At 67.3% G+C, this 21,229-nt stretch carries 16 protein-coding genes and 1 tRNA gene; 5 read left to right on the top strand and 12 right to left on the bottom strand.

The features are described from left to right. Positions 1 to 119: 119 nt before the first annotated feature. The 5 genes from pth to AC5RUO_RS10575 form a co-directional block, all read right to left on the bottom strand. Entirely contained in the window at positions 120 to 710 is a 591-nt protein-coding gene (gene pth, locus AC5RUO_RS10595) for an aminoacyl-tRNA hydrolase (protein ID WP_494103476.1), read from the bottom strand. Positions 711 to 821: 111 nt separating this feature from the next. Next, positions 822 to 1,439: a 50S ribosomal protein L25/general stress protein Ctc gene (locus AC5RUO_RS10590; protein WP_494010587.1), complete on the bottom strand. Its 618-nt coding sequence runs from the start codon at positions 1,437 to 1,439 to the stop codon at positions 822 to 824. A gap of 258 nt (positions 1,440 to 1,697) precedes the next feature. Continuing rightward, positions 1,698 to 2,678 (bottom strand): ribose-phosphate diphosphokinase, encoded by a 981-nt coding sequence (locus tag AC5RUO_RS10585; RefSeq protein WP_009356261.1) that lies wholly within the window; start codon positions 2,676 to 2,678, stop codon positions 1,698 to 1,700. Between the two features lie 2 nt (positions 2,679 to 2,680). Then, positions 2,681 to 4,159, bottom strand: a complete 1,479-nt coding sequence (gene glmU, locus AC5RUO_RS10580; RefSeq protein WP_494103475.1) for a bifunctional UDP-N-acetylglucosamine diphosphorylase/glucosamine-1-phosphate N-acetyltransferase GlmU — start codon at positions 4,157 to 4,159, stop codon at positions 2,681 to 2,683. A gap of 101 nt (positions 4,160 to 4,260) precedes the next feature. Then, positions 4,261 to 4,332, bottom strand: a tRNA-Gln gene (locus AC5RUO_RS10575). A 134-nt stretch (positions 4,333 to 4,466) separates the two neighbouring features. Between AC5RUO_RS10575 and AC5RUO_RS10570 the strand changes: the two genes are divergently transcribed. Beyond that, positions 4,467 to 5,093 (top strand): TetR/AcrR family transcriptional regulator, encoded by a 627-nt coding sequence (locus AC5RUO_RS10570; protein WP_494010589.1) that lies wholly within the window; start codon positions 4,467 to 4,469, stop codon positions 5,091 to 5,093. Positions 5,094 to 5,331: 238 nt separating this feature from the next. Here the strand turns inward: AC5RUO_RS10570 and AC5RUO_RS10565 are convergent, their stop codons facing one another. From AC5RUO_RS10565 to AC5RUO_RS10545, 5 genes are all read right to left on the bottom strand, one after another. Further along, positions 5,332 to 7,161, bottom strand: coding sequence for an ABC-F family ATP-binding cassette domain-containing protein (locus tag AC5RUO_RS10565; protein ID WP_494010590.1), 1,830 nt, complete (start codon positions 7,159 to 7,161; stop codon positions 5,332 to 5,334). Between the two features lie 43 nt (positions 7,162 to 7,204). Further along, entirely contained in the window at positions 7,205 to 8,170 is a 966-nt protein-coding gene (locus tag AC5RUO_RS10560) for a 4-(cytidine 5'-diphospho)-2-C-methyl-D-erythritol kinase (RefSeq protein ID WP_494010591.1), read from the bottom strand. Next, a complete protein-coding gene (rsmA, locus tag AC5RUO_RS10555) occupies positions 8,167 to 9,039 on the bottom strand; it encodes a 16S rRNA (adenine(1518)-N(6)/adenine(1519)-N(6))-dimethyltransferase RsmA (RefSeq protein ID WP_494010592.1) in 873 nt (290 codons plus the stop codon). The genes AC5RUO_RS10560 and rsmA overlap by 4 nt, the downstream gene beginning before the upstream one ends. A gap of 151 nt (positions 9,040 to 9,190) precedes the next feature. Continuing rightward, positions 9,191 to 10,360 carry a resuscitation-promoting factor gene (locus AC5RUO_RS10550; protein ID WP_494010593.1) on the bottom strand — a complete coding sequence of 390 codons (1,170 nt, stop codon included), beginning with the start codon at positions 10,358 to 10,360 and terminating at the stop codon, positions 9,191 to 9,193. A 280-nt stretch (positions 10,361 to 10,640) separates the two neighbouring features. Next, positions 10,641 to 11,546, bottom strand: coding sequence for a TatD family hydrolase (locus tag AC5RUO_RS10545; protein WP_494010594.1), 906 nt, complete (start codon positions 11,544 to 11,546; stop codon positions 10,641 to 10,643). Between the two features lie 163 nt (positions 11,547 to 11,709). Between AC5RUO_RS10545 and AC5RUO_RS10540 the strand changes: the two genes are divergently transcribed. The 3 genes from AC5RUO_RS10540 to AC5RUO_RS10530 are packed head-to-tail and all read left to right on the top strand — an operon-like array spanning position 11,710 to position 16,762. Then, positions 11,710 to 12,831: an AAA family ATPase gene (locus AC5RUO_RS10540; RefSeq protein WP_494103474.1), complete on the top strand. Its 1,122-nt coding sequence runs from the start codon at positions 11,710 to 11,712 to the stop codon at positions 12,829 to 12,831. A gap of 8 nt (positions 12,832 to 12,839) precedes the next feature. After that, the gene (locus AC5RUO_RS10535) at positions 12,840 to 14,294 is read left to right on the top strand and encodes a DUF58 domain-containing protein (protein ID WP_494103473.1); all 1,455 of its coding nucleotides are present in this window, start codon (positions 12,840 to 12,842) and stop codon (positions 14,292 to 14,294) included. Then, positions 14,291 to 16,762: a transglutaminase TgpA family protein gene (locus tag AC5RUO_RS10530; protein ID WP_494103472.1), complete on the top strand. Its 2,472-nt coding sequence runs from the start codon at positions 14,291 to 14,293 to the stop codon at positions 16,760 to 16,762. Before AC5RUO_RS10535 ends, AC5RUO_RS10530 begins: the two co-directional genes overlap by 4 nt. A gap of 57 nt (positions 16,763 to 16,819) precedes the next feature. On the opposite strand, the gene AC5RUO_RS10525 is transcribed toward AC5RUO_RS10530, so the two are convergent. Both AC5RUO_RS10525 and rsmI read right to left on the bottom strand, forming a co-directional pair. After that, positions 16,820 to 18,319 carry an NAD-dependent succinate-semialdehyde dehydrogenase gene (locus AC5RUO_RS10525; RefSeq protein WP_494010598.1) on the bottom strand — a complete coding sequence of 500 codons (1,500 nt, stop codon included), beginning with the start codon at positions 18,317 to 18,319 and terminating at the stop codon, positions 16,820 to 16,822. Between the two features lie 185 nt (positions 18,320 to 18,504). Beyond that, entirely contained in the window at positions 18,505 to 19,380 is an 876-nt protein-coding gene (gene rsmI, locus AC5RUO_RS10520; RefSeq protein ID WP_494010599.1) for a 16S rRNA (cytidine(1402)-2'-O)-methyltransferase, read from the bottom strand. Between the two features lie 46 nt (positions 19,381 to 19,426). Between rsmI and AC5RUO_RS10515 the strand changes: the two genes are divergently transcribed. Further along, the gene (locus tag AC5RUO_RS10515) at positions 19,427 to 21,169 is read left to right on the top strand and encodes a dolichyl-phosphate-mannose--protein mannosyltransferase (RefSeq protein WP_494103471.1); all 1,743 of its coding nucleotides are present in this window, start codon (positions 19,427 to 19,429) and stop codon (positions 21,167 to 21,169) included. Positions 21,170 to 21,229: the final 60 nt, after the last annotated feature.

The following is a 21,229-nucleotide window of genomic DNA, read 5'->3' as shown; positions in this document are numbered from 1 at the left end:
ACTTATCCCCTACATCCCCGATAGCGGGTTGTAGCCCCATTGCTCCCCCGCATAGCAAGAAGAGTACCCTGTGGCACCCACAGGGAAACAGGTTGAAACGGGTTTAAGTTTCTAAGTTGCTACTGCCCGGTCTTCGCGGGATGGAACTTCCGCTGCGCTGCCGTAAGCCCCTCGCGCAGCAACGCCTCCACGGCATCCGCCGCTTCATCGAGCAGGAACGGCAGTTCCTTGAGTTCGGCGGAGCCGAAGTCCCGCAACACGTAGTCGGCGGTGTCCATCCTGCCGGGAGGCCGCCCCACTCCCACGCGGACCCTCAGGTAATCCTTCGTGGCCAGCGCTTTCGAGATGTCGCGCAGCCCGTTGTGGCCGCCTTCGCCGCCGCCGATCTTGAGCTTTACCGTATTAAAAGGGATGTCGATTTCGTCGTGGACGGCCACCACGTGGTCAGGCGTGACGCCGTAGAAATTGGCCAGCGCCGACACCGGGCCGCCGGAAACATTCATGTAGGTCAGCGGTTTTGCCAGGACAACCCGGGGTCCGCCAATCCCCAGCCGCCCCTCCAGCACCTGGGCTCGCGCCTTGTGCGTCTTGAACCCGGCACCGATCCGGCCTGCCAGTTCATCGAGCACCATCTGGCCGACGTTGTGCCTGTTGCCTTGGTACTGGACTCCGGGGTTTCCGAGGCCGACGATCAGCCAGGTGTCAGTCATGGGTCAATCCTAGGGTGGGCTAATTGGGACAAGCCGCAGGCCAGCGGCGGTGGACATGGCAGTGGCCGGACCCCACGGGGATCCGGCCACTGGCAAGGGCATGCCGGGTGATTACTCGGCTGCTGCTTCGGCGGCTTCGGAAGCTTCGCCGGAAACAGCCTCGCCGCCTTCGGTGGCGGTCTCTTCCTCGGTTGCCACGGCCTCAGAGATGTTCACGACGAGCGCCTCGGCGTCGGTCAGCAGGGCGGAACCCTTGGGCAGGACCAGGTCGGAAGCGTGGATGTGCTCGCCGGCGCCGCGGCCTTCGATGGAGACCTCGACGGCGTCGGGCAGGTGGGTCGCCTCGGCCTCGAGGGACACCACAGTCAGTTCGAGGTTGTGGACCGTGCCCGGGGCGGTTTCGCCGGTGACGTGTACCGGAACGTCCACGGTGACCTTCTCGCCCTGGCGGACGGTCAGGAGGTCGATGTGCTCGATGATCTGCTTGATCGGGTCGCGCTGGATGTCCTTGACCAGGGCCAGGTGGCCTTCGCCGTTGATGTCCAGGGACAGCAGGGCGTTCGGGGTGCGGACGGCCAGGGTGGTGGCCTTGGCGGGCAGGGTGATGTGGACGGGCTCTGCGCCGTGGCCGTAGATGACGGCGGGGATCAGGTTGGCCATCCGGGCGCGGCGGGCGTAGCCCTTGCCGAATTCGGTGCGCAGTTCTGCTGCGAGCTTCTGCTCAGACATGGATATCTCCTTGAAGACTAAACGGTGTTCAGCAAGGGCGGAGGTCTGGTGCGACCTTCAACGCCGGGCGGCCGGAAGCCGGCCCTTCAAGAAGGCGCCCTTCATTGGAAGGGCAGATCAGACCCAGTCGATAACGGAGACTGCAGGCCGTTGTCAGGCATACACCCAACCGGCTGCTCTCCCTCGCCAAGGTATCGGGGACAAGCCTACCAGCGGCGGGCCGGTTTCCTTAAACCGGGACCGCCGCGGCAAAAGGCTTTAGGCGTTGCCGTCGAACAGGCTGGTGACGGAACCGTCGTCGAACACTTCGCGGACTGCGCGCGCAATCAGCGGTGCGATGGACAGCACGGTCAACTGCGGGAACCGCTGGGACGCCGAGAGCGGAAGCGTATTGGTGACCACCACTTCGCGGGCGCCGGAATCGGAAAGCCGCTGGGCGGCCGGCTCGGAGAAGACAGCGTGCGTGGCGGCGATGATGACGTCCTTGGCGCCGGCGTTCTTCAGCACCTGGACGGCGCCGGAGATGGTTCCGCCGGTGTCGATCATGTCGTCGATCAGGACGCAGGTGCGTCCCTCGATCTGGCCCACAACGGTCTTGGACACGGCCTGGTTGGGAACGGTCAGGTCGCGGCTCTTGTGCACGAACGCGAGGGGCGCGCCGCCCAGGCGCTCGGCCCACTGCTCCGCCACCCGGACGCGTCCGGTGTCCGGCGAAACAACCGTGATGTTGTCGGCGTCGACCCGGGTGCGGATGTAGTCGGCCAGCAGCGGGATGGCCATCAGGTGGTCCACCGGGCCGTCGAAGAAGCCTTGGATCTGGGCGGTGTGCAGGTCAACGCTCATGATGCGGTCGGCGCCGGCGGTCTTGTACATATCGGCCACCAGGCGGGCGGAGATGGGCTCGCGGCCGCGGCCCTTCTTGTCCTGCCGGGAGTACGGATAGAAGGGCGACACCACCGTGATCCGCTTGGCTGAGGCACGCTTCAGCGAATCGATCATGATCAGCTGTTCCATCAGGTGGTTGTTCAGCGGGGCCGGGTGCGCCTGGATGACGAAGGCGTCCGTGCCGCGGACGCTTTCACCCGCGCGGACGTAGATCTCACCGTTGGCGAAATCGTAGGCGTCCACCGGGAGGAGGTCGGTTCCAAGCTCCTTGGCGATTTCCCGGGCAAGCTCCGGGTGTGCCCGCCCGGTGGCGAGCACCAGCTTCTTCTCGCCGTGCGCCGTAATTTCGCTCATTGTTACTTGCCCTCTTCTGTAGATGCCGGGGTACTTGAGGAGTCTTTGGTGGCCGCCTGGGCCAGTTCGGCCGAACGGGTTCCGGGCCTGTGTGCCGGAACCCAGCCTTCGGTGTTGCGCTGGGCAGCGATGCTCAAGGCAAGGGCACCGGCGGGTACGTCTTTGCGGATCACCGCACCGGCGCCGCTGTAGGCACCGTCCCCCACGGTGACCGGGGCAACAAAGACCGTATTGGAACCTGTCCGCACACCGGAGCCGATGACCGTCCGGTGCTTCTTTTCGCCGTCGTAATTGGCGGTGATGTTCCCGCAGCCGATGTTGGTGTCCTCGCCGATTTCGGCGTCGCCGGCGTAGCCGAGGTGGGACAGCTTGGAGCCGCGGCCGATGGTTACGTTCTTGGTTTCGTAGAACGCGCCGATCTTGCCGCTTTCGCCCAGGACCGTGCCCGGGCGCAGGTACGTGAAGGGCCCGACGGCGGCGCCCGCACCGATCACGGCGCCGGAACCATGGGTGCGGACCACCTTGGCGCCTTCACCGACGGTAACGTCCGTCAGCGTGGTGTCCGGGCCGACGACGGCGTCCCGGGCCACGGTGGTGGCTCCATGCAGCTGGATGTTCGGCAGGAGCCGGACGTCCTCGTCGAGCGTGACGGATGCGTCGATCCAGGTGGTGGAGGGGTCAACGACGGTGACGCCGGCACGCATCCAGGCTTCAACGGTGCGCCGGTTCAGTTCCGCACCGAGCGCCGCGAGCTGGACGCGGTCGTTGGCGCCTTCCACCTGCCAGCGGTCCGCGGTGACGACGGCGGCCACGCGGCCCCCTGCCTCCCGCGCCAGTGCGAGGACGTCGGTGAGGTACTTCTCCCCCTGCGCGTTCTCGGTGGTGACCTTGCCCAGGGCTTTCCGCAGCACCGCGGCGTCAAAGGCGTAGATGCCCGAGTTGACCTCGCGGATGAGCTGCTCAGCCTCGCTGGAGTCCTTGTGCTCCCTGATCCCGGTGACCGTGCCGTCCTCACCGCGCAGGATCCGCCCGTAGCCGGTGGCGTCGTCCAACACCGCGGTCAGGACGGTCACGGCGTTGGCTTCACTCTCATGGGTGGCAACGAGTTCGGCCAGGAGCGCGCCGGACAGCAGCGGGACGTCGCCGTAGGTCACCACCACGGTGCCGGTGAGCTGCTGTTCCGCGTCAAGGGCCTGGAGTGCCACTTCGACGGCGCGGCCGGTGCCGGGGATGTCGTCCTGGTCAACGATCAGGGCCGAAGGATCCAGCTGGGCGACGTGCTCCGCCACCAGGTCGCGTTCGTGGCGGACCACAATGGCGAGCTGCTGCGGGTTGATGCTGCGGGCCGCCAGCAGCGCATGCCCCACCATGGACCGGCCACCGATTTCGTGGAGGATCTTGGGGGTACGTGACTTCATCCGCGTACCGGCGCCTGCTGCCAGAACGATGACGGCGGCCGGGCCGGTTTTCTCGGGGATCACGTAGGGGCTCTCCTTGCCTGGGTTACGCTGGCGTTTGCGGTGTCCGGGCGGCCTGTTGGCACGGAACCGGGTGTCATGCTACTGAACTCCTCGCACAGCAGTTCCGCCCATAGGATTCGAACCTATACTCCACGGCTCCAAAGGCCGGGGTGCTGCCGTTACACCAGAGCGGACCATGCCCCAGGCGCAACGCCCGGGCACAAGTCCCTATTTTGCCACGGGTTCGGGGCGCCGCGCGACACGGGTCCGCCGTGCCCGCCCCGGAGCCCCGGAAAGCCGGGCCAGGGCCGTAGGGCATGATGGAAATGTGAGCAACAACCCCCCGCGGACGCGAATGACCGCACTCCAGCGCCGGAGCCAGCTGATCGGCGTCGGACGCGGCCTCTTTGCCGCCCGCGGCCTGGACGGGACCACCATCGAGGAGATCGCTGCCTGCGCAGGCGTGTCCAAGCCGGTCATCTACGAACACTTCGGTTCGAAAGAGGGGCTCTACACCGAAGTGGTGGACTGCGAGTTCCACATCCTCCTGGATGCCATCAGCGCCGCCCTGGCCGAGGAGGCAAAGCCGCGGGTCCTCGTGGAACGCGCCGCGCTGGCGCTGCTGACCTATATCGAAGACCGCACGGAGGGCTTCCGGATCCTGATGCGCGACGCCCCGCCCTCCCAGCCGGAAGGCGCCTTCTCCACCCTACTCTCGCACGTTACCGCCCGGGTTGAGCACATCCTCTCCGACGAATTTTCCCGCCGCGGCTTCAGCGGCGAGGACGGCGCCATGTACGCCCAGATGCTCGTGGGCATGGTGGCGATGACCGGCCAGTGGTGGCAGGACAGCCGCCAGCCCGACAAGCACACCGTCGCGGCACACCTGGTCAACCTGGCCTGGAACGGGCTCACCGGACTCAAGAAGGATCCGGAGCTGCAGTCTGAGGTGTGAGTTGTCACCTTCGTGAGCGGGGCACCTGTCCTCTGCGTGCTGCTCCTTCGTCGCTTTGACGCACGCTGCCGGACAGCCGCCCCGCTCCCGTGTGCCCGCGTCGCCAACGCCGGAGGCGGTCCTTCGGAAAGGAGCGCATCGCGGCGCATCGGGTGCCGGAGGTCGCTCAGCGACCGCAGGTGCCCCTATGCGTCGTGTCTAAGCGACGGCGAAGGGCCGCCTCCGGCACCAAAGTGACCTAGTCGCCGAGGAGTTCGGAGGACTCCAGCCACTCTAGTTCGAGGGCGTCCTTTTCGTCCGTGAGTTCCTTGAGCTGTTTGTTCAGTTCGGCGAGGGCGTCGAAGTCGGACTTCTCCGTGCTCTTGACCATGTCGTCGTGGAGCTTCTTCTCCTGCTGGTCCAGCTTCTTGAGCTGCCGTTCGATCCGGTTGAGGGCTTTGCGGGCCTCGCGCTTTTCGGCCTCGGAGGGGCCGGACTGGGCGGCGGCCGGGGCGCCACCGCCTGCGCTCGTGACCGGGTTGCCGCCGCCGGTCACTGTGGAACCGGCCAGGGCGGCCTCACGGAGCTCGAGGTACTGGTCCACGCCGCCCGGCAGGCCGCGGAGCTTGCCGTCGCCGAGCAGGGCCATCTGGTGGTCGGTGACGCGTTCCAGGAGGTAGCGGTCGTGGCTGACCACCACCAGGGTGCCGGGCCAGCCGTCCAGCACGTCCTCAACGGCGGCAAGGGTGTCAGTGTCCAGGTCGTTGGTGGGCTCGTCGAGCATCAGGACGTTGGGCTCCCCCACCAGGAGCCGCAGGAGCTGCAGGCGCCGGCGTTCGCCACCGGACAGGTCCTTCACTGGGGTCCACTGCTTCTGGTTGGTGAAGCCCAGCTGCTCCACGAGCTGGCCGGCCGTGAATTCCCGGCCGCCCACGTTGAAGGACCGCTTTTCCCGCTCGATGACCTCAATGACGCGGAGATCGGAGACGTCGTCGAGTTCCTTGACTTCCTGCGTGAGCACGGCCGTGACCACGGTTTTGCCCCGCTTCAGCTTGCCGGCGTCGGGAGTGATCTCGCCGTTGAGCAGCTTGAGGAGGGTGGTCTTGCCGGCGCCGTTGACACCCACCAGTCCCAGGCGCTCACCCGGTGCCAGACGCAGGGTGATGTTGTCGAAAAGCTTCCGGCCGTCGTCGCCGCCGCGGAAGTTGAGGGAGACGTGCTCAAGGTCCAGCACATCCTTGCCCAGCCGCGCCGTGGCCATCTTGTTCAGTGCCGTGGAGTCCCGCGGCTCCGGGACGTCCTCGATCAGGGCGTTTGCCGCTTCGATCCGGAATTTCGGCTTGGACGTCCGGGCCGGCGCGCCGCGCCGGAGCCAGGCCAGCTCCTTCTTGACCAGCTGCTGGCGCTTGCTCTCCACGACGGCGGCCATCCGGTCCCGCTCCGCGCGGGCAAGGACGTAGGCCGCGTAGCCTCCTTCAAAGGGGTCCACGATTCCGTCATGCACTTCCCACGTCTTGGTGCACACTTCATCGAGGAACCAGCGGTCGTGGGTCACCACCAGGAAGGCGCCCTGGTTAGCCCGCCAGCGGCTCTTCAGGTGCCGGGCAAGCCAGGCCACGCCCTCGACGTCGAGGTGGTTGGTGGGCTCGTCCAGCATGATGACGTCGTGGTCCTCGATGAGCAGCTTGGCGAGGGCCACCCGCCGTTTCTGGCCGCCGGAAAGGGCATGGACGTTGGCGTGCCAGTCGACGTCGGACACAAGACCGCCCATGATCTCGCGGATCCGAGGGTTGCGTGCCCACTCGTAGTCGGCCTGGTCCCCCACGATTGCCGCGCCCACTGTCAGGTCGCCGTCGAGCACGTCGCTTTGGTCCAGGTAGCCGATGTTGACGTCGCCGCGCTTGGTGACCCGGCCGGAATCCGGCGTGGAACGCAGGGCGAGCAGCCTCATCAGGGTGGACTTGCCATCGCCATTGCGGCCCACCATGCCGATCCTGTCGCCCTCCTCAAGTCCCAGGGTGACGCCGTCAAGGACGGTGCGGGTTGCGTAGGAAACCGTCAGGTTTTCGCCGCCAAGAAGGTGTGCCAAAGGGAACTGCTTTCTGCTGCTCGGGTGGGATTGAAAAAGGGGGTCAGATCAGGGTGTCGGAGACGATGCGCGCCCCCGGAACCGGACCGTGCACGGCCAGGGCGGACAAGCCGTAGCGCTGCAGGGCCTCTGCCAGGGCCTCCGCGGCCACGGAATCGTCCGCGAGCAGGGCCACCGTGGGACCGGAGCCGGACACGATGCCGGCAATGGCGCCGTGGGATTCGCCGATGCCCAGCGTATCGCGCAGCGACGGGGCAAGTTCAATGGACGCCCGCTGGAGGTCGTTGACCAGGACCCGGCTCAGCGCTTCAGCGTCGCCACCGCGCAAGGCCGTGAGGATCTGCGGGTCGACGCCGGTGGGTTCGGCCGCTTGCACCCCTTCAGCTTCACGCAGCCGGTCCAGGGTCCGGTACACCTCCGGGGTGGACAGGCCGTAGTCGGCTGTCACCAGGACCCAGTGGGTTTGTGCCTTCGCCAGGGCCGGGGACAGTTTGTCGCCCAGGCCCAGGCCGACGGCGGTGCCGCCCAGGAGGGAGAACGGGACATCGGCGCCGAGCTCGGCGGCCAAGTGGGCCAGTTCTTCCCGGGAGAGGCCACTGTTCCAGAGTGCGTCGCAGGCAAGGAGCGTAGCCGCCGCGTCGGCGGACCCGCCGCCCATGCCGCCGGCCACCGGAACCCGCTTGGTGATCTCCAAGTGCACGCCGGTGGCATGTTCGGAAACGTCCGCCATGATCGCGGCGGCTTTGTACGCCAGGTTGTTGCCGTCCAGGGGAATGTCAACGGCGTCCAGGTCCAGGGTGCTGTCCGGGCTGATGCTGACCGTGATGCCGGGCGTCTCCTTGCTGGTGGCGGCCACTTCCTCATACAGGGAGACCGCGAGGTAAACGCTGGCTACGGAGTGGTATCCGTCGGGGCGGAGGGGCCCGACGTCGAGGGACACGTTGACTTTGCCGGGTGCCTTAACCCTGACGGTCCTGGCGGTGAACCGGCCAGGGCGCGCGGCGGTCACGCCCCGGTGTCCTTGGCCTCGGCGATCCGGGCGAACGCGGCGATGTCAATGACTTCACCGCGGGCAGTGGGGTCCACTCCGGCTGCCACCAGGCAACGTTCAGCTTCCGGCGCTCCCCCGGCCCAACCGGCAAGCGCGGCACGCAGAGTTTTGCGGCGCTGCGCAAAGGCGGCGTCCACGACGGCGAACACCTGTTCCCGGGTTGCCGTGGTGGCCGGCGGCTCGCGGCGGGTGAAGGCGACCAGGCCGGAGTGGATCTTTGGCGCGGGCCAGAAGACGTTCATGCCGATGACGCCGGCCTTGCGCATATGGCTGTACCAGGCGGCCTTCACCGATGGAACACCGTAGGTCTTAGAGCCGGGGCCGGCCGCGAGGCGGTCCGCCACTTCGTCCTGCACCATGACCAGCCCGTGCCGCAGGCTGGGAAATTGCTCCAGCAGGTGGAGAACCACGGGCACCGCCACGTTGTAGGGCAGGTTGGCCACGAGTGCCGTGGGCTGGACCGGAAGCCCGGTGACCTTCATGGCGTCCGCGTGCACCAGGTGGAAGGCAGCTGCGGCGGAGGGACGCCATTCCTTCACGGTTTCGGGCAGCTTCGCCGCGAGAACGGGATCAATTTCGACGGCGACCACGGCGGCAGCGGCGTCCAGCAGCCCAAGCGTCAGGGACCCGAGGCCGGGGCCCACCTCCAGTACGGTCTCGTCCGGTTGCACGTCCGCGGCGGCCACGATCCGGCGAATGGTGTTGCCGTCGATGACGAAGTTCTGGCCCAGGGTCTTGGTGGGCCGGACCCCTATTTCCTCCGCCAGCCGGCGTATATCGGAGGCACCAAACAGCGGTGCGGGCGCGGCGGGGATGGGTTCAGTCACCTAGGTATCCTATCCCGCGCGGGGAATCCGTCCGGGACAGCTCTGCACGCCAACCTGCCCTGAAAGAACCGCGCCGGCCGGTTAACGGCTGCGGCCGGGCCCGGAAAGTCCGGACCCGGCCGCGGGCGCCAAGGGGTGGCTCAGGTGGAGGTCAGCTGCTGGCTGCCCAGCCGCAGCCCCAGGGCTGCAGGCCACGCTGTGCGTAGACGCGGTTGGCAATGTCGATCTGCTGGGCTTTGGTGGCGAGGCTGGCGTTGGGGGCATAGGCACCGCCGCCGGCTCCAATCCAGGTCTGGATATCGAACTGCAGGCCGCCGTAATAGCCGTTGCCCGAGTTGATGCTCCAGTTTCCACCGGACTCGCACTGGGCAATCTTGTCCCACATGGCCTCGTTCATCATGGCCGGTGCGGAAGCACCGGTGTTGCTGCCCGTCGAAGGTGCCGGGGCCGCCTGGGCGACGGGCTTGGGCTTGGTGCCCACAGTGATCTTTTCCGCCACCGGCTGCACCGTGACCGTCTCGGACACCAGGCTGCGGGAGGCTTCGCGGCCATCCACCAGGACCAGTTTGTAGGTCTTCTCCAACTTGCCGGCGGAACCTGCCTGGGTGACTTCCTTTTCACCCTTCAGCAGTTCGGCGCTTTCGGTGGTCACCGTGTCAAAGTCGATGTCCTCGGTGGCCACCGCGGTCTGGCCGTTATCGACGCGGGAAACCTTGATCACCATGTTGTTCACCACGTGCGCGTTGGCGGGCTGGGAGGTGCGGTCATTGGCGCCAAGGGCCAGGCCGGCATCTTCCAGGACGTTGCCCACAGTGGCAGCCGTGGTGGTGGTGGTGTCCACCTTGCCGTCGGCGACGATGCTGACGGTCTTGGGCGTGGAAATGGACACGAAGGAACCTTCAACGGCGAGTTGCGCGTCCTTGGGAGCGGATACCGACGAGGCACTGGCAACTCCGAGTTCCGTCACCAGGTCTTCCACATCCTGGGCGGTGGTGTTGACAGTCTTCTCCGCCCCGTCCAGGCTCACGGTGACTTCCTTGGCCTGGTTCACGTTGATGACGGTGCCGTTCTTCACGGAGGCGTCAATCGCGGGGGAAACGCGGTCCGTCGGCTTGAGCTCAAGGTTGGCGCTCTTGACCACCTGGCCGACCGTTCCGCCGAAGGTCTGCACGGACGTGACTTTGCCGTCCACGTTCACCGTGACGGTTTTGTTATTGCCGACGAAGGCTACGAGCCCCACCACCAGCGCGCAGAGCACCAGCATCTGGGCCCCAACCTTGAAAAAGCTGATCTTGCCGTCCGTTGTGAAGAACTTGACCACGTTTGCCCGTAACTTTAGGTTCTTCCGGGCACGGGGATTGCGCAATAAAATGCCCGGTACCACTGTGGTAACAGCAGTCCGGGCACCGTTGCGCCGCCACACTCCGCGCAACGGCCTGGGCGGGTCCAGGGCCCGTCAGAACATGTTGCAGGTTGAGTGAATTACCCGATGGCCTTCCCCGACCCCGGCTAACAGTTGTCCACTGTAACCGTAGCGTTATAAAGCGGCCAAGAATTCTACATACCAGGTATTCAGGTCGGGCTCCAAGGTCGCGATGGCATTAAGCCCAGGATCCGTATGCCCGCAGGGTATTCTCGCTGATTCGACCGCACAATACGCCAAGGTCGGATCCTGTCAATTCGGCCATGGCCCGTACGGTGTAGGGCACCATATAACTGGCGTTCGGGCGCCCCCGGTGCGGATGGGGGGTGAGGAACGGCGCATCAGTTTCCACCAGGACCAGGGCGGGATCCGCTACCGTGAGGGCAGCGCGAAGGTTCGCCGCATTCTTGAAGGTCAGCGTGCCGGCAAAGGACATCCACCAGCCCTCCCGGTTGCAGATCTCCGCCAGCTCTTCGTCTCCCGAAAAGCAATGGAACACCACCCTTTCCGGTGCGCCTTCCTCACGCAGGACCTGCACCACCTCGTTGTGCGCATCCCGGTCGTGGATCTGCAATGTCAGGTCGAGGCGCTTTGCGATATCGATGTGGCGCCGGAACGAGTACTTCTGGTGGGCCAGGCCCTCGCCCCGGGTCCGGTAGAAGTCGAGCCCGGTTTCGCCAATGGCACGGATCCGGGGATGGGCAGCCAACTCCTCGATCTCGTCAAGCGCCTCCTCCAGTTGACCCCTGGCCGCATAACGGGGTGCGTCATTGGGGTGCAGGGCAACGGCTCCGAGTAGCCGTTCGTCCTGCTCCACCGCCTGGACGGTGAAACGGGAGGATTCCAGGTCGCATCCCACCTGGACGGCTCCCTGGACTCCCACCGCGGCGGCGGCGTCAAGGGCCGCCCGGATTCCAACCGGCGCTTTTCCGTCCGGGAAATCGAGATGGGTGTGGTTGTCCATCACCGGCACCGGCAGCGGTTCCGGTGCAGGCGGGAAATCCCGCGTCCGGCCGCCCTCGTCATCCGGGGCTTCCCCGGCGGCGGTGGTGCGGTAGGCATCGGGAATCAGCGAAGTGCACATCCATCCAGCCTAACCGCGGCCGGGTGCCCCATATTTGTCGGAACTCTCTGTCTGCCGGTGCAGTTGTGTTAGTAGTCTGGTACGAACAGATGCGAACGCCCACCGAGGGGCGAAGGCAGGCTTGCTGTCACGTCCAGGTGAAACCCGGGCTGAAAGGTTGCCGATGGAACCCCACCGACGTATTGCCACCGAGGGAAGCACTGCCGCGGGTAGTTTTGCGGGCGTCGCAGAGCCTGTCAGCCGGCTGAACGGCCACCGGCAGGCGGCCGCGATGGACGGTGAGTCTTTCCACGCCGCCAGCCAGCGCATCCTGACAACAGTCAATACCGTGATCGACGGGAAATCTGATGCCGCCAAGCTCGCGCTGACCGTCCTGCTGGCGCAGGGCCACCTGCTGCTTGAGGACGTGCCCGGCGTCGGAAAGACGCTCCTGGCGAAGACGCTGGCGCGGACCATCGACTGCACCGTCAACCGCATCCAGTTCACTCCCGACCTGCTGCCCTCCGATGTCACAGGGGTTTCCATTTACAACCAGGCCTCCCGGCTGTTCGAGTTCCGGCCGGGCGCGGTCTTTGCCAACATCGTCATCGGCGACGAAATCAACCGCGCCTCTGCCAAAACCCAGTCGGCCCTGCTGGAGTGCATGGAAGAACACCAGGTGACGGTGGACGGGAACTCGTACCGCCTGGGCCAGCCGTTCATGGTGGTGGCAACCCAGAACCCCATTGAGATGGAGGGGACATATCCGCTGCCCGAGGCCCAGCGGGACCGCTTCATGGCGCGGATCTCCATGGGCTATCCGGACAAGGACGCCGAGATCGAGATGCTTGAAACGCACCAGGCGGCGTCACCGCTGGCCACGGTGTCGGCAGTGGTCAGCACGGCCGAAGTGGCGGCCATGATTTCCACGGTCCAGCAGGTGTACGTGTCCCAGGCAGTTAAGGAGTACACGGTTTCGGTGGGCAGGGCCACGCGGGAAAGCCCCCTCCTCAGGCTGGGCGCGAGTCCGCGTTCCATGCTGCAGCTGCTGCGTGCTGCCAAGGCCACGGCCGCCCTTGACGGCCGCGATTTCGTCCTGCCGGATGATGTGGTCCACGTCGCGGAGGCAGTCCTGGCGCACCGGATCATCCTGGACCGGAAGGCAGCAGGCTCGGGCGAGACTCCCCACAGCGTGCTGCGGGGCATCCTGTCGCGGTTGCCGGTTCCGCATGCGCCATCGGATCCCAACCCAGCTCATGCCGGCAGGAGCACCGCATCCGTGGCCGGCCTCGGCAGGAACCGCTAGGCGGAACCATGGCGCTGCTGGACAGGCTTCCGCGGCATCTCTTCACCCAGCGCGGCTGGGGGATGCTGGGTGCCGGCGCCGCCGCCATGGCCGCGGCCTACATCATGGGCCGGCGCGACCTGCTCACGCTCAGCGTCCTGCTGCTGGTCCTTCCCATGGTTTCGCTGGCAGGCATCCGCCTGGTCAAGCCCCGCTTCCGCGTCTACCGCGAGTTCAACCCCTCCCCCGTGGAAACGTCGGCCCCCACCACCGTGCGGCTGGCCGTTTCCCGGACCGGAAACGGGAGCGGCCGGGCCACCATGGAGGAGCGCCTGCCGTCCCGGTTCGGTGAATCCCCTGCTTTCCGGTTCCCTTCCCGCTCAGCCACAGGCGGAACCAGCCGCTACGAGTACACCCTGCGCTCTGCCCGGCGGGGCCAGTTCCGCATTGGGCCGGTCACTGCTGAGTTCACGGATCCGTTCGGGCTTTCCCTGCACCGCCAGGCCATTGACGACGGCGACATCCTGACCGTGACGCCTGCCGCCGTCGTTCTTCCCCTGACGGGGCTCGCCGGGGCACGCGGCAACGACGGGGTCACAGCGACCAGGATCCGGGCCAACCCGAGCGACGACGACGTCATGACCCGCGAATACCGCCACGGCGATCCCATGCGCCGGGTCCACTGGGCCGCCACCGCCCGGCACGGTGCCCTCATGGTCAGGCAGGAGGAATCCGTCACCACGCCCGAGGCAACCATCATCCTGGACCACCGCTTTCCGGCGTTTTCCGCCGGCTCCACGGCGGTGCCTGCCGGGCTCTCGGGACAGGACGGGCCCGCGATGGCCACCAGCGGCACCTTCGAGTGGGCCGTGGTGGCGGCGATGTCCATCAGCACGCATCTGTCCGAGCGCAACTACGGCCTGCGGCTGCTGGATGTCCGCGGGGAACCGGCGTTCCTCCATTCCCCGTCCGCGCCCAACCCGGAGTCGGAGGAATACAGCGGCACCTCCGGGCTCCAGTCCATCGGCGAAAGCCTTGCCGCGATCCAGCTCACCGGCCCACACCACCATCACCGTGACAGCCGGATCCTGGACGCCGTGGCCCGCGATATCCCCCTTTCCGGCCCCCGCAACCGCACGGGCCAGGATTCCGGGCCTCCCCCCTTCGACGACCGGCTGATGGACAAGCTGTCAGCCCACCGCATGCGGGGGCCCCTGATTGCCGTGCTCGGGAGGATCTCACCCGAGGAGGCGCTGTCCCTCGCCCCTGCCGCCGGTTACGGCACGAATGCCTTTGCCATCCTGGTGGCGGACAGGCCCGCCGACTTCGGCCCCGTCCTCGAAGCGCTGCGCCAGGGCGGGTGGCGTGCGGTGGCCGTACCGCCGTCAGTCCCGGTGGCCTCGGCGTGGGGACAATTTGACCAGGACGTGGAGCTTCCGGCACCGGCCGTGGAAGTCCGGCGTGGGGCGGGGGTGGTCCGGTGACCATGGCCCCGGCCCGGCCGCCGGAGACCGGGCAGCACCAGCCGGCTGTGGGAATATCCCCGGCCCGGTCCCGTGTTGGTGCCTTTCCCTGGGCGATGGCGGCTGCGGTATCGGTGGCGGTCTGCGGTGCTGCCCTCTCGCTGAACGGTGTACTGCGGGGCTGGGGCTGGTACTGGCCCGTGTTCACCACTGTGCTGGTGGTGAGCTTCACCCTGGCCTCGCTGCGGGCCGTGCGGGCCCAGCCGCTGCTGGTGACTGCCGGCGGGTTCCTGTCCCTTGCCGCCATCCTTACCCTCACGTTCTTCCGGGGGTCGAGCATCCTGGGGTTCATCCCCACCCCTGCCACTTTCACCGACCTGGGCCGGCTCATCCGGCGCGCCAGCGAAACCGTTCTATCCGAAACTGCGCCGGTGGCGCCGAACGTCGGAATCGTCATGGTGATGTGTGCCCTCCTCGGCCTGGCCGTCATCCTCGTGGACGCACTTGCCGTACCCCTGGGCATGCCCGCCGCCACCGGAGTGGGACTGTTCGCCATCCTGGTGGTGCCGGCCGTGATCAAGCCGCAAAGCGTCGGCTTCTGGGGCTTCACCGGTGCCGTTGCCGGCTACCTGATGATCCTCGCCTGCAGCCAATGGTTCGCCCCTGACCCACGGACCCAGGCCGATTCCGTCCGGACCCCCGGACAGATCAGGCGGGCCGCCTTGACCGGCGCCGCTGCGCTGCTGGCCACCCAGCTGGTTGCCCTGGCCATCCCCGGATTCGACCAGGGAACATTCCCGCAGGGCTCCCGGCTAAATCCCTGGGGTACCTCCACGGGGCTGAACCCCATGATCACCCTGGGAAACAGCCTGCGGACCCCTGACGGCAGCGGCAGGATCACCTACGCCACAAATGCGGCCAGCCCGCTCTACCTGCGGTCCGTAACGGTGGACAATTTCGACGGCGAATCCTGGGGCCCGGACGACCGCAACGCCTCCCGGCTTCCGCTCGTGGGGCAGCTTGACCCCGGTTACGCCGCCCCGGCAAGCGACCAGGTGCAGCAGGTGACTGCCATTGATACCGGCTCCTTCAGCAGCCCCTACCTTCCGGCACCCTACGCTCCTGAATCGGTGCGCGGGCTGGACGGCCGGTGGACCTGGGATCCGGCCACCCTCAGCATCAAGGGCTCGGACACCACCTCCCGGCGGCAGGAGTACGTGGTCACGTCATCGGTGCCGAACCTTTCCGCCGGCCTCCTGGCACAGTCCTCGGCCCCGCTGCGGAACAACATTCCCGAGGATTTCACCAGGATCCCCGGCAACGTCCCGGAGATCGTGAGGACCACTGCCGGGACCGTGGCAGGCGCCAGCAACACCCCGTACCAGAAGGCGATGGCCATCCAGCGGTACCTCCGCTCGGCCGAGTTCACCTACTCCCTGCAATCGCCGGTGCAGGGCGGATACGACGGGAACGGACTCTCCGTGCTGGCTGACTTCCTGGAGCAGAAGAGCGGCTACTGCATCCACTACGCATCGGCAATGGCGGTCATGGCACGGCTGGAAGGTATTCCCAGCCGGATTGCGGTGGGCTACGCTCCGGGAAGGCTGACCGGGGCCACTGTCACCGTGGCCGGGCAGGGCGCGCTTCCCGAGTTCGAGGTGGATGCGCGCGACGCCCATGCCTGGCCGGAACTGTACTTCCAGGGCGTGGGCTGGGTGCCTTTCGAGCCCACCCCCTCCCGCGGCGTGGTTCCTGGTTACGCGAGCGAGTCCTCGTCCCCGTCCGCCCCCGGTGCAGTCGAAAATAATGCTGACCTGGTTCCCGACGCTACTCCGGCGCCGGCCCCTGCGCCCAGCGCTGCCCCGATTCCGGCTCCCGGCACAGGTGGCGGCACGGAGGCCGGCCTGCAGCTCCTGCCGTTCCTGATCGGTGCCGGCGCAGTCCTGGGCGCGGTCCTGCTGGCGGCGTCACCGCACCTGGTCCGGACCACTACCCGGGCCCGGCGCCTCCGGCCCAGGGACCCGGGTGAAGCCGTCCCGCTGGCCTGGAGCGAACTGCTGGACCTGGGCACCGACTTTGGGGTGTCCCCGGACCCCAGCGAGACCCCGCGGGCCTATGCCGGGCGGCTTCGCGCCCGCTTCGGGGAACCCGGCGGGATGGACGCAGCGGCGCACCAGGCCGCGGGCGTGATCACCGCAGATTTCGAGCGGCACAGGTACGGCCGGCCCCCGACCGGCCCGAAGGCGGGCGACGCCGGACGGGAGCGGCAGGATGCGGGCGGCACCGGCGCTGCGGCACGCATCGAAGCCCTGGAGCTCGCCTTGCGCGCCAACGCCACCCGGTGGCAACGATTCCGTGCCGCCTGGCTTCCGCCGTCGGTCATGGGGCGGCTGAGACGGATGCTTGCGGCACCCTTCAACGCGGCACGCCGGCTCCTCGCCGCAACGGCAAAGGCCGCCACCCGCACCCTGCCCGTGCGTTCACGGTAAGGGCGGGCGGCGGCCGGCGGCCCGGGCGCGACTGCCCGGGCCAAAGTACCCGGGTGCTTATCCCGCGTAGGGGTCGGCGATGCCGATGTACTGGGTGTAGAGGTACTCCTCGATGCCTTCCAGGCCGCCCTCGCGGCCCAGTCCGGACTGCTTGACACCGCCAAAGGGTGCTGCGGCATTGGAGATGACGCCGGCGTTCAGGCCCAGCATGCCGGTCTCAAGGCGTTCGCCCATCCGGATGCCGCGGTTCAGATCCTTGGTGAAGACGTAGGCTACCAGCCCGTATTCGGTGTTGTTGGCCAGCCGCACGGCGTCATCCTCGGAGGAGAAGGTGATGATCGGGGCGACGGGTCCGAAGATTTCCTCCGAAAGGATGCGGGTTCCCTCGATAACGCCCGCCAGGATGGTGGGCTGGTAGAAGTAGCCCGGCCCGTCCACCGGAGCGCCGCCCAGGACCGCCTTGGCGCCGGAGGCGACGGCGTCCGAGACCAGTTCGTGGACCTTGTCCCGGCTCTTGGCATCGATCAGCGGGCCCACCTTGGACTCGGGTTCGGTGCCGCGGGCGGTGGTCATTTCCTTCATCTTCGCGGCGAACTTCTCCGCGAACTCGGCTGCCACGGACTCGTGCACGATGAACCGGTTGGCCGCGGTGCAGGCCTCGCCCATGTTGCGCAGCTTCGCCAGCATCGCCCCGGCGACGGCGGCGTCCAGGTCCGCGTCCTCGAACACGACGAACGGTGCGTTGCCGCCCAGCTCCATGGAGGTACGCAGGACGGTCTCCGAAGCATCGGACAGCAGGCGGCGGCCCACCTCAGTGGAACCGGTGAAGGAGAGCTTGCGCAGCCGGGCGTCCTTGATCAGCGGACCGGTGGTGGCCCCTGCCGTGGAGGTGGGGATGACATTCAGGACTCCGGCGGGCAGGCCCGCCTCCTGCATAACGGCGGCAAACAACTGCGAGGTCAGCGGCGTGAGGTTCGCGGACTTCAGCACCATGGTGCAGCCTGCGGCCACCGCGGGCGCGATCTTGCGGGTGGCCATGGCGAGCGGGAAGTTCCACGGCGTGATCAGCAGGCAGGGACCCACCGGCTTCTTGGTGACCAGCAGGCGGGACTTGCCGTCCGGGGAGACGGAGTAGCGTCCGAAGGCGCGGACGGCTTCCTCGGAGAACCAGCGCAGGAATTCGGCGCCGTAGGTCACTTCACCCCTGGCTTCGGCCAGCGGCTTGCCCATTTCCATGGTCATCAGGAGCGCGAAGTCCTCGGCCCGCTCGGTCACCATTTCAAAAGCACGGCGCAGGATTTCGCCGCGTTCGCGCGGGGGCACCTTCGCCCAGGATTCCTGTGCGGCCACGGCAGCGTCCAGTGCTGCGGCCCCGTCCTCCGCGCCGGCGTCGGCGATGCTCAACAGGACTTTGCCGGTGGCGGGATCCTCGACGTCGAACGTCTTGCCGGAAGCGGCGTCCCGCCACTCGCCATTGATCAGCAATCCGGTGGGGACAGAGGCCAGAAGCTGGCTTTCGCGGTCCGCGGTTACGGCCGGCTGTGCGGTGACAGTCACGATGACTCCCTCGTCAGTAGGGTTGTTGGCAGCCCTTCGCTGCGGCCGGAACGACCGGGCCCATCAGGCTGATTAAGTGCCAGACTACTGCCGGGGTTCGCCCGAGGTCTACGCCGCTGCGCACTGCCGAACCCGCCTTCTGCTGTGCAGCTGCACAGCAGTCCTTGAAGGCTTGCGGGCGGTTGTCAGCGGGCCGCCAGCACGGCGGAATAGAGCTCCCTCTTGCTTACCCTGACGTCCTCGGCAACAGCGGCCACAGCTTCCTTGAGCCGGATGCCCTGGGCCACCAGATCGTTCACCGCCGCAACGTGGTCCTCGGGGGTGCCTGCCGCCTGTTCGGGCGCACCTGCCACCACGACGGCGATCTCACCCCTGACCTCGGAGTTTTCCGCCCATTGCAGAAGCTCGCCGAGCGGTCCCCGGAGTACTTCCTCATAGGTTTTGGTCAGTTCACGGCAGACGGCCACCCGCCGGTCCGCGCCGAAACGTTCCTTCAACGCCCGGAGCATGGCCTCAAGCCGGTGCGGCGCCTCAAAAAACACCATGGTGCGGCGTTCCCCGGCAAGCTCGGCCAGCCGGGATGCCCGTTCGCCCGTTTTCCTGGGGAGGAAACCTTCGAAGCAGAAACGGTCCGTGGGCAGGCCCGAGAGGGCCAGCGCTGTCAGGACAGCGGAAGGGCCGGGAACCGCCGTTACGGTCATGCCGGCAGCCACGGCGCCTTCCACCAGCCGGAAACCGGGATCGGACACTGACGGCATGCCGGCGTCAGTGACCATTACCAGCGTGCTGCCGGCCCTGACCTGGTCCAGCAGCTCCGATGTCTTGGCCGCCTCGTTGTGCTCGTGGTAGCTGATGATCCGCCCCGCCACCGTGATGCCCAGGCTTTGCACCAGCCGGTGCAGGCGGCGGGTATCCTCCGCGGCAACGATGTCCGCTGTTGCCAGCAGTTCCACCAGCCTGGCGGAGGCGTCACCCGTATTCCCGATCGGAGTGGCGGCAAGGATGATGCGTCCTGCCGCTGCCGGGCCGGATTCTGGCGGGATGCTGGGGGAAGGGTCCACGCCTCAAGCCTACTGCCGGGCGGACTGCCGGCCGCAAAAAGGTAGCATGGGGCTCGTGACGCAGACCTCCACGCGGCCGCCCGGAGCCGGACAACCAGCTCCCCCCACCCCCGGCCAGGACGCCCCGGAGGTGCCAGGCAGCGGCGGGGACTCCCGGACAGGCGACGGGGCGGCCCGGCCATGGATCAGCCGCCCGGCCGAGGCCTTCACGCGTGAAGCGCTGCACGCACGGCTTCTCGGAGGAGTGCGCTCCTGGCGGGACTACCCGCCGTCGCTGCGGCTGTGGATGCTGCTGGTTCCGGTCCTGACAGCCGTGGCCGGCGGGATCCTCCGGTTCGTCCGGCTGGACGCTCCCCACAAGCTGGTCTTTGACGAAACGTACTACGTCAAGGACGCGTACTCGTTCCTGGTCAGCGGCTATGAGCGCAACTGGCCGGACAAAGCGAACGATTCCTTCAACGCCGGCGATCCATCGGTCCTGCTCCCCTCCCCCGAGTACGTGGTCCATCCGCCGGTGGGCAAGTGGATGATCGCCGCCGGGATGGCTCTGTTCGGCGCGGACAACTCCTTTGGCTGGCGGTTCGCTGCAGCCTTCACCGGAACCCTCTCCATCCTGCTCCTTGCCCTGATAGCCCTGAAACTGTTCCGGTCGTTGCCGCTGGCCGGCGCCGCCGGCCTGCTCCTGGCCGTGGACGGGCACCACCTGGTGATGTCCCGGACCTCCCTGCTGGACATCTTCCTGATGTTCTGGATCCTCGCGGCTTTCGGCGCCCTGCTGCTGGACCGGGACGACGGGCGGCGCCGGCTCGCAGCACGCCTGGCACAGGCGGCGGCCCGGAACGGCGGACAGCCGCCGGCGGAAATGCTGCTGTCCGGTCCCTGGCTCGGGATCCGCTGGTGGCGGGTGGCGGCAGGAATCTGCCTGGGACTCGCGGTCGGCACCAAATGGTCCGGGCTGTTCTTCCTGGCCGGTTTTGGCCTCCTCACAGTTATCTGGGACCTGAGTGCCCGGCGCGTGGCAGGAATCCGCGGCTGGATCAGCGGCGGCGCCATCAAAGACGGCATCCCGGCGTTCCTCAGCACCGTTCCCGTGGCATGCCTGGCGTACGCGGCAACCTGGACAGGCTGGTTCCGCTCGGAGGACGCCTACTTCCGCCGCTGGGCGGAGGGCAACCCGTCCGCTGAATGGGGCTGGCTGCCGGATTCCATCAGGTCCCTCGCCCACTACCACCGTGAGGCCTACACGTTCCACCAGGGCCTCGGCTCCGACCACCCGTACGAGGCGACTGCCTGGAGCTGGCTGGTACTCGGCAGGCCGACGTCGTTCTTCTATGAATCCCCGGAGCAGGGCACGCCGGGATGTGCGGTGGCGAAATGCACCTCGGCCATCCTGTCCGTGGGCAACCCGCTCATCTGGTGGGGCGCCGTCATATCCCTGGTGGTCCTACTGTTCTGGTGGGCGGGGCGGCGGGACTGGCGGGCCGGAGCGATCCTCGCCGGCGTCGGCGCCGGGTACCTTCCGTGGTTTCTCTACCCGGAGCGGACCATGTTCTACTTCTACGCGGTCTCCTTCGAGCCGTTCCTGGTCCTGGCCCTCGTGTACTGCCTGGGACTGGTCCTGGGGCGGGCGGCGGACCCGCCATGGCGGCGCCGCGCGGGCCTCTACCTCGTGGCCCTGTTCGTGGCGGCGGCCGTCCTGCTCTCGTCCTTCTTCTACCCCGTCTGGGCAGCGGAGGTCATCCCCTACGACGCCTGGCGGGTACGGATGTGGATGCCGTCCTGGATCTAGGGCAGGATTGCAATCAGACCCGATCGAAGCCGCTGCCGCGGCCTGGCAGCGGAACGGAGA

This window comes from Arthrobacter sp. Y3221087, from assembly GCF_059089905.1.
Note: the sequence above shows the minus strand (reverse complement) of the source record. Positions and strands in the feature narration are given on the sequence as shown.

What these genes read in the sequence shown, in the direction of transcription:
- AC5RUO_RS10515 (WP_494103471.1), top strand. Translation starts at nt 19,427, where the DNA reads ATGGGGCTCGTGACGCAGACCTCCACGCGGCCGCCCGGAGCCGGACAA.
- AC5RUO_RS10585 (WP_009356261.1), bottom strand. Translation starts at nt 2,678, where the DNA reads ATGAGCGAAATTACGGCGCACGGCGAGAAGAAGCTGGTGCTCGCCACC.
- pth (WP_494103476.1), bottom strand. Translation starts at nt 710, where the DNA reads ATGACTGACACCTGGCTGATCGTCGGCCTCGGAAACCCCGGAGTCCAG.
- AC5RUO_RS10590 (WP_494010587.1), bottom strand. Translation starts at nt 1,439, where the DNA reads ATGTCTGAGCAGAAGCTCGCAGCAGAACTGCGCACCGAATTCGGCAAG.
- AC5RUO_RS10535 (WP_494103473.1), top strand. Translation starts at nt 12,840, where the DNA reads ATGGCGCTGCTGGACAGGCTTCCGCGGCATCTCTTCACCCAGCGCGGC.
- AC5RUO_RS10540 (WP_494103474.1), top strand. Translation starts at nt 11,710, where the DNA reads ATGGAACCCCACCGACGTATTGCCACCGAGGGAAGCACTGCCGCGGGT.
- AC5RUO_RS10545 (WP_494010594.1), bottom strand. Translation starts at nt 11,546, where the DNA reads ATGTGCACTTCGCTGATTCCCGATGCCTACCGCACCACCGCCGCCGGG.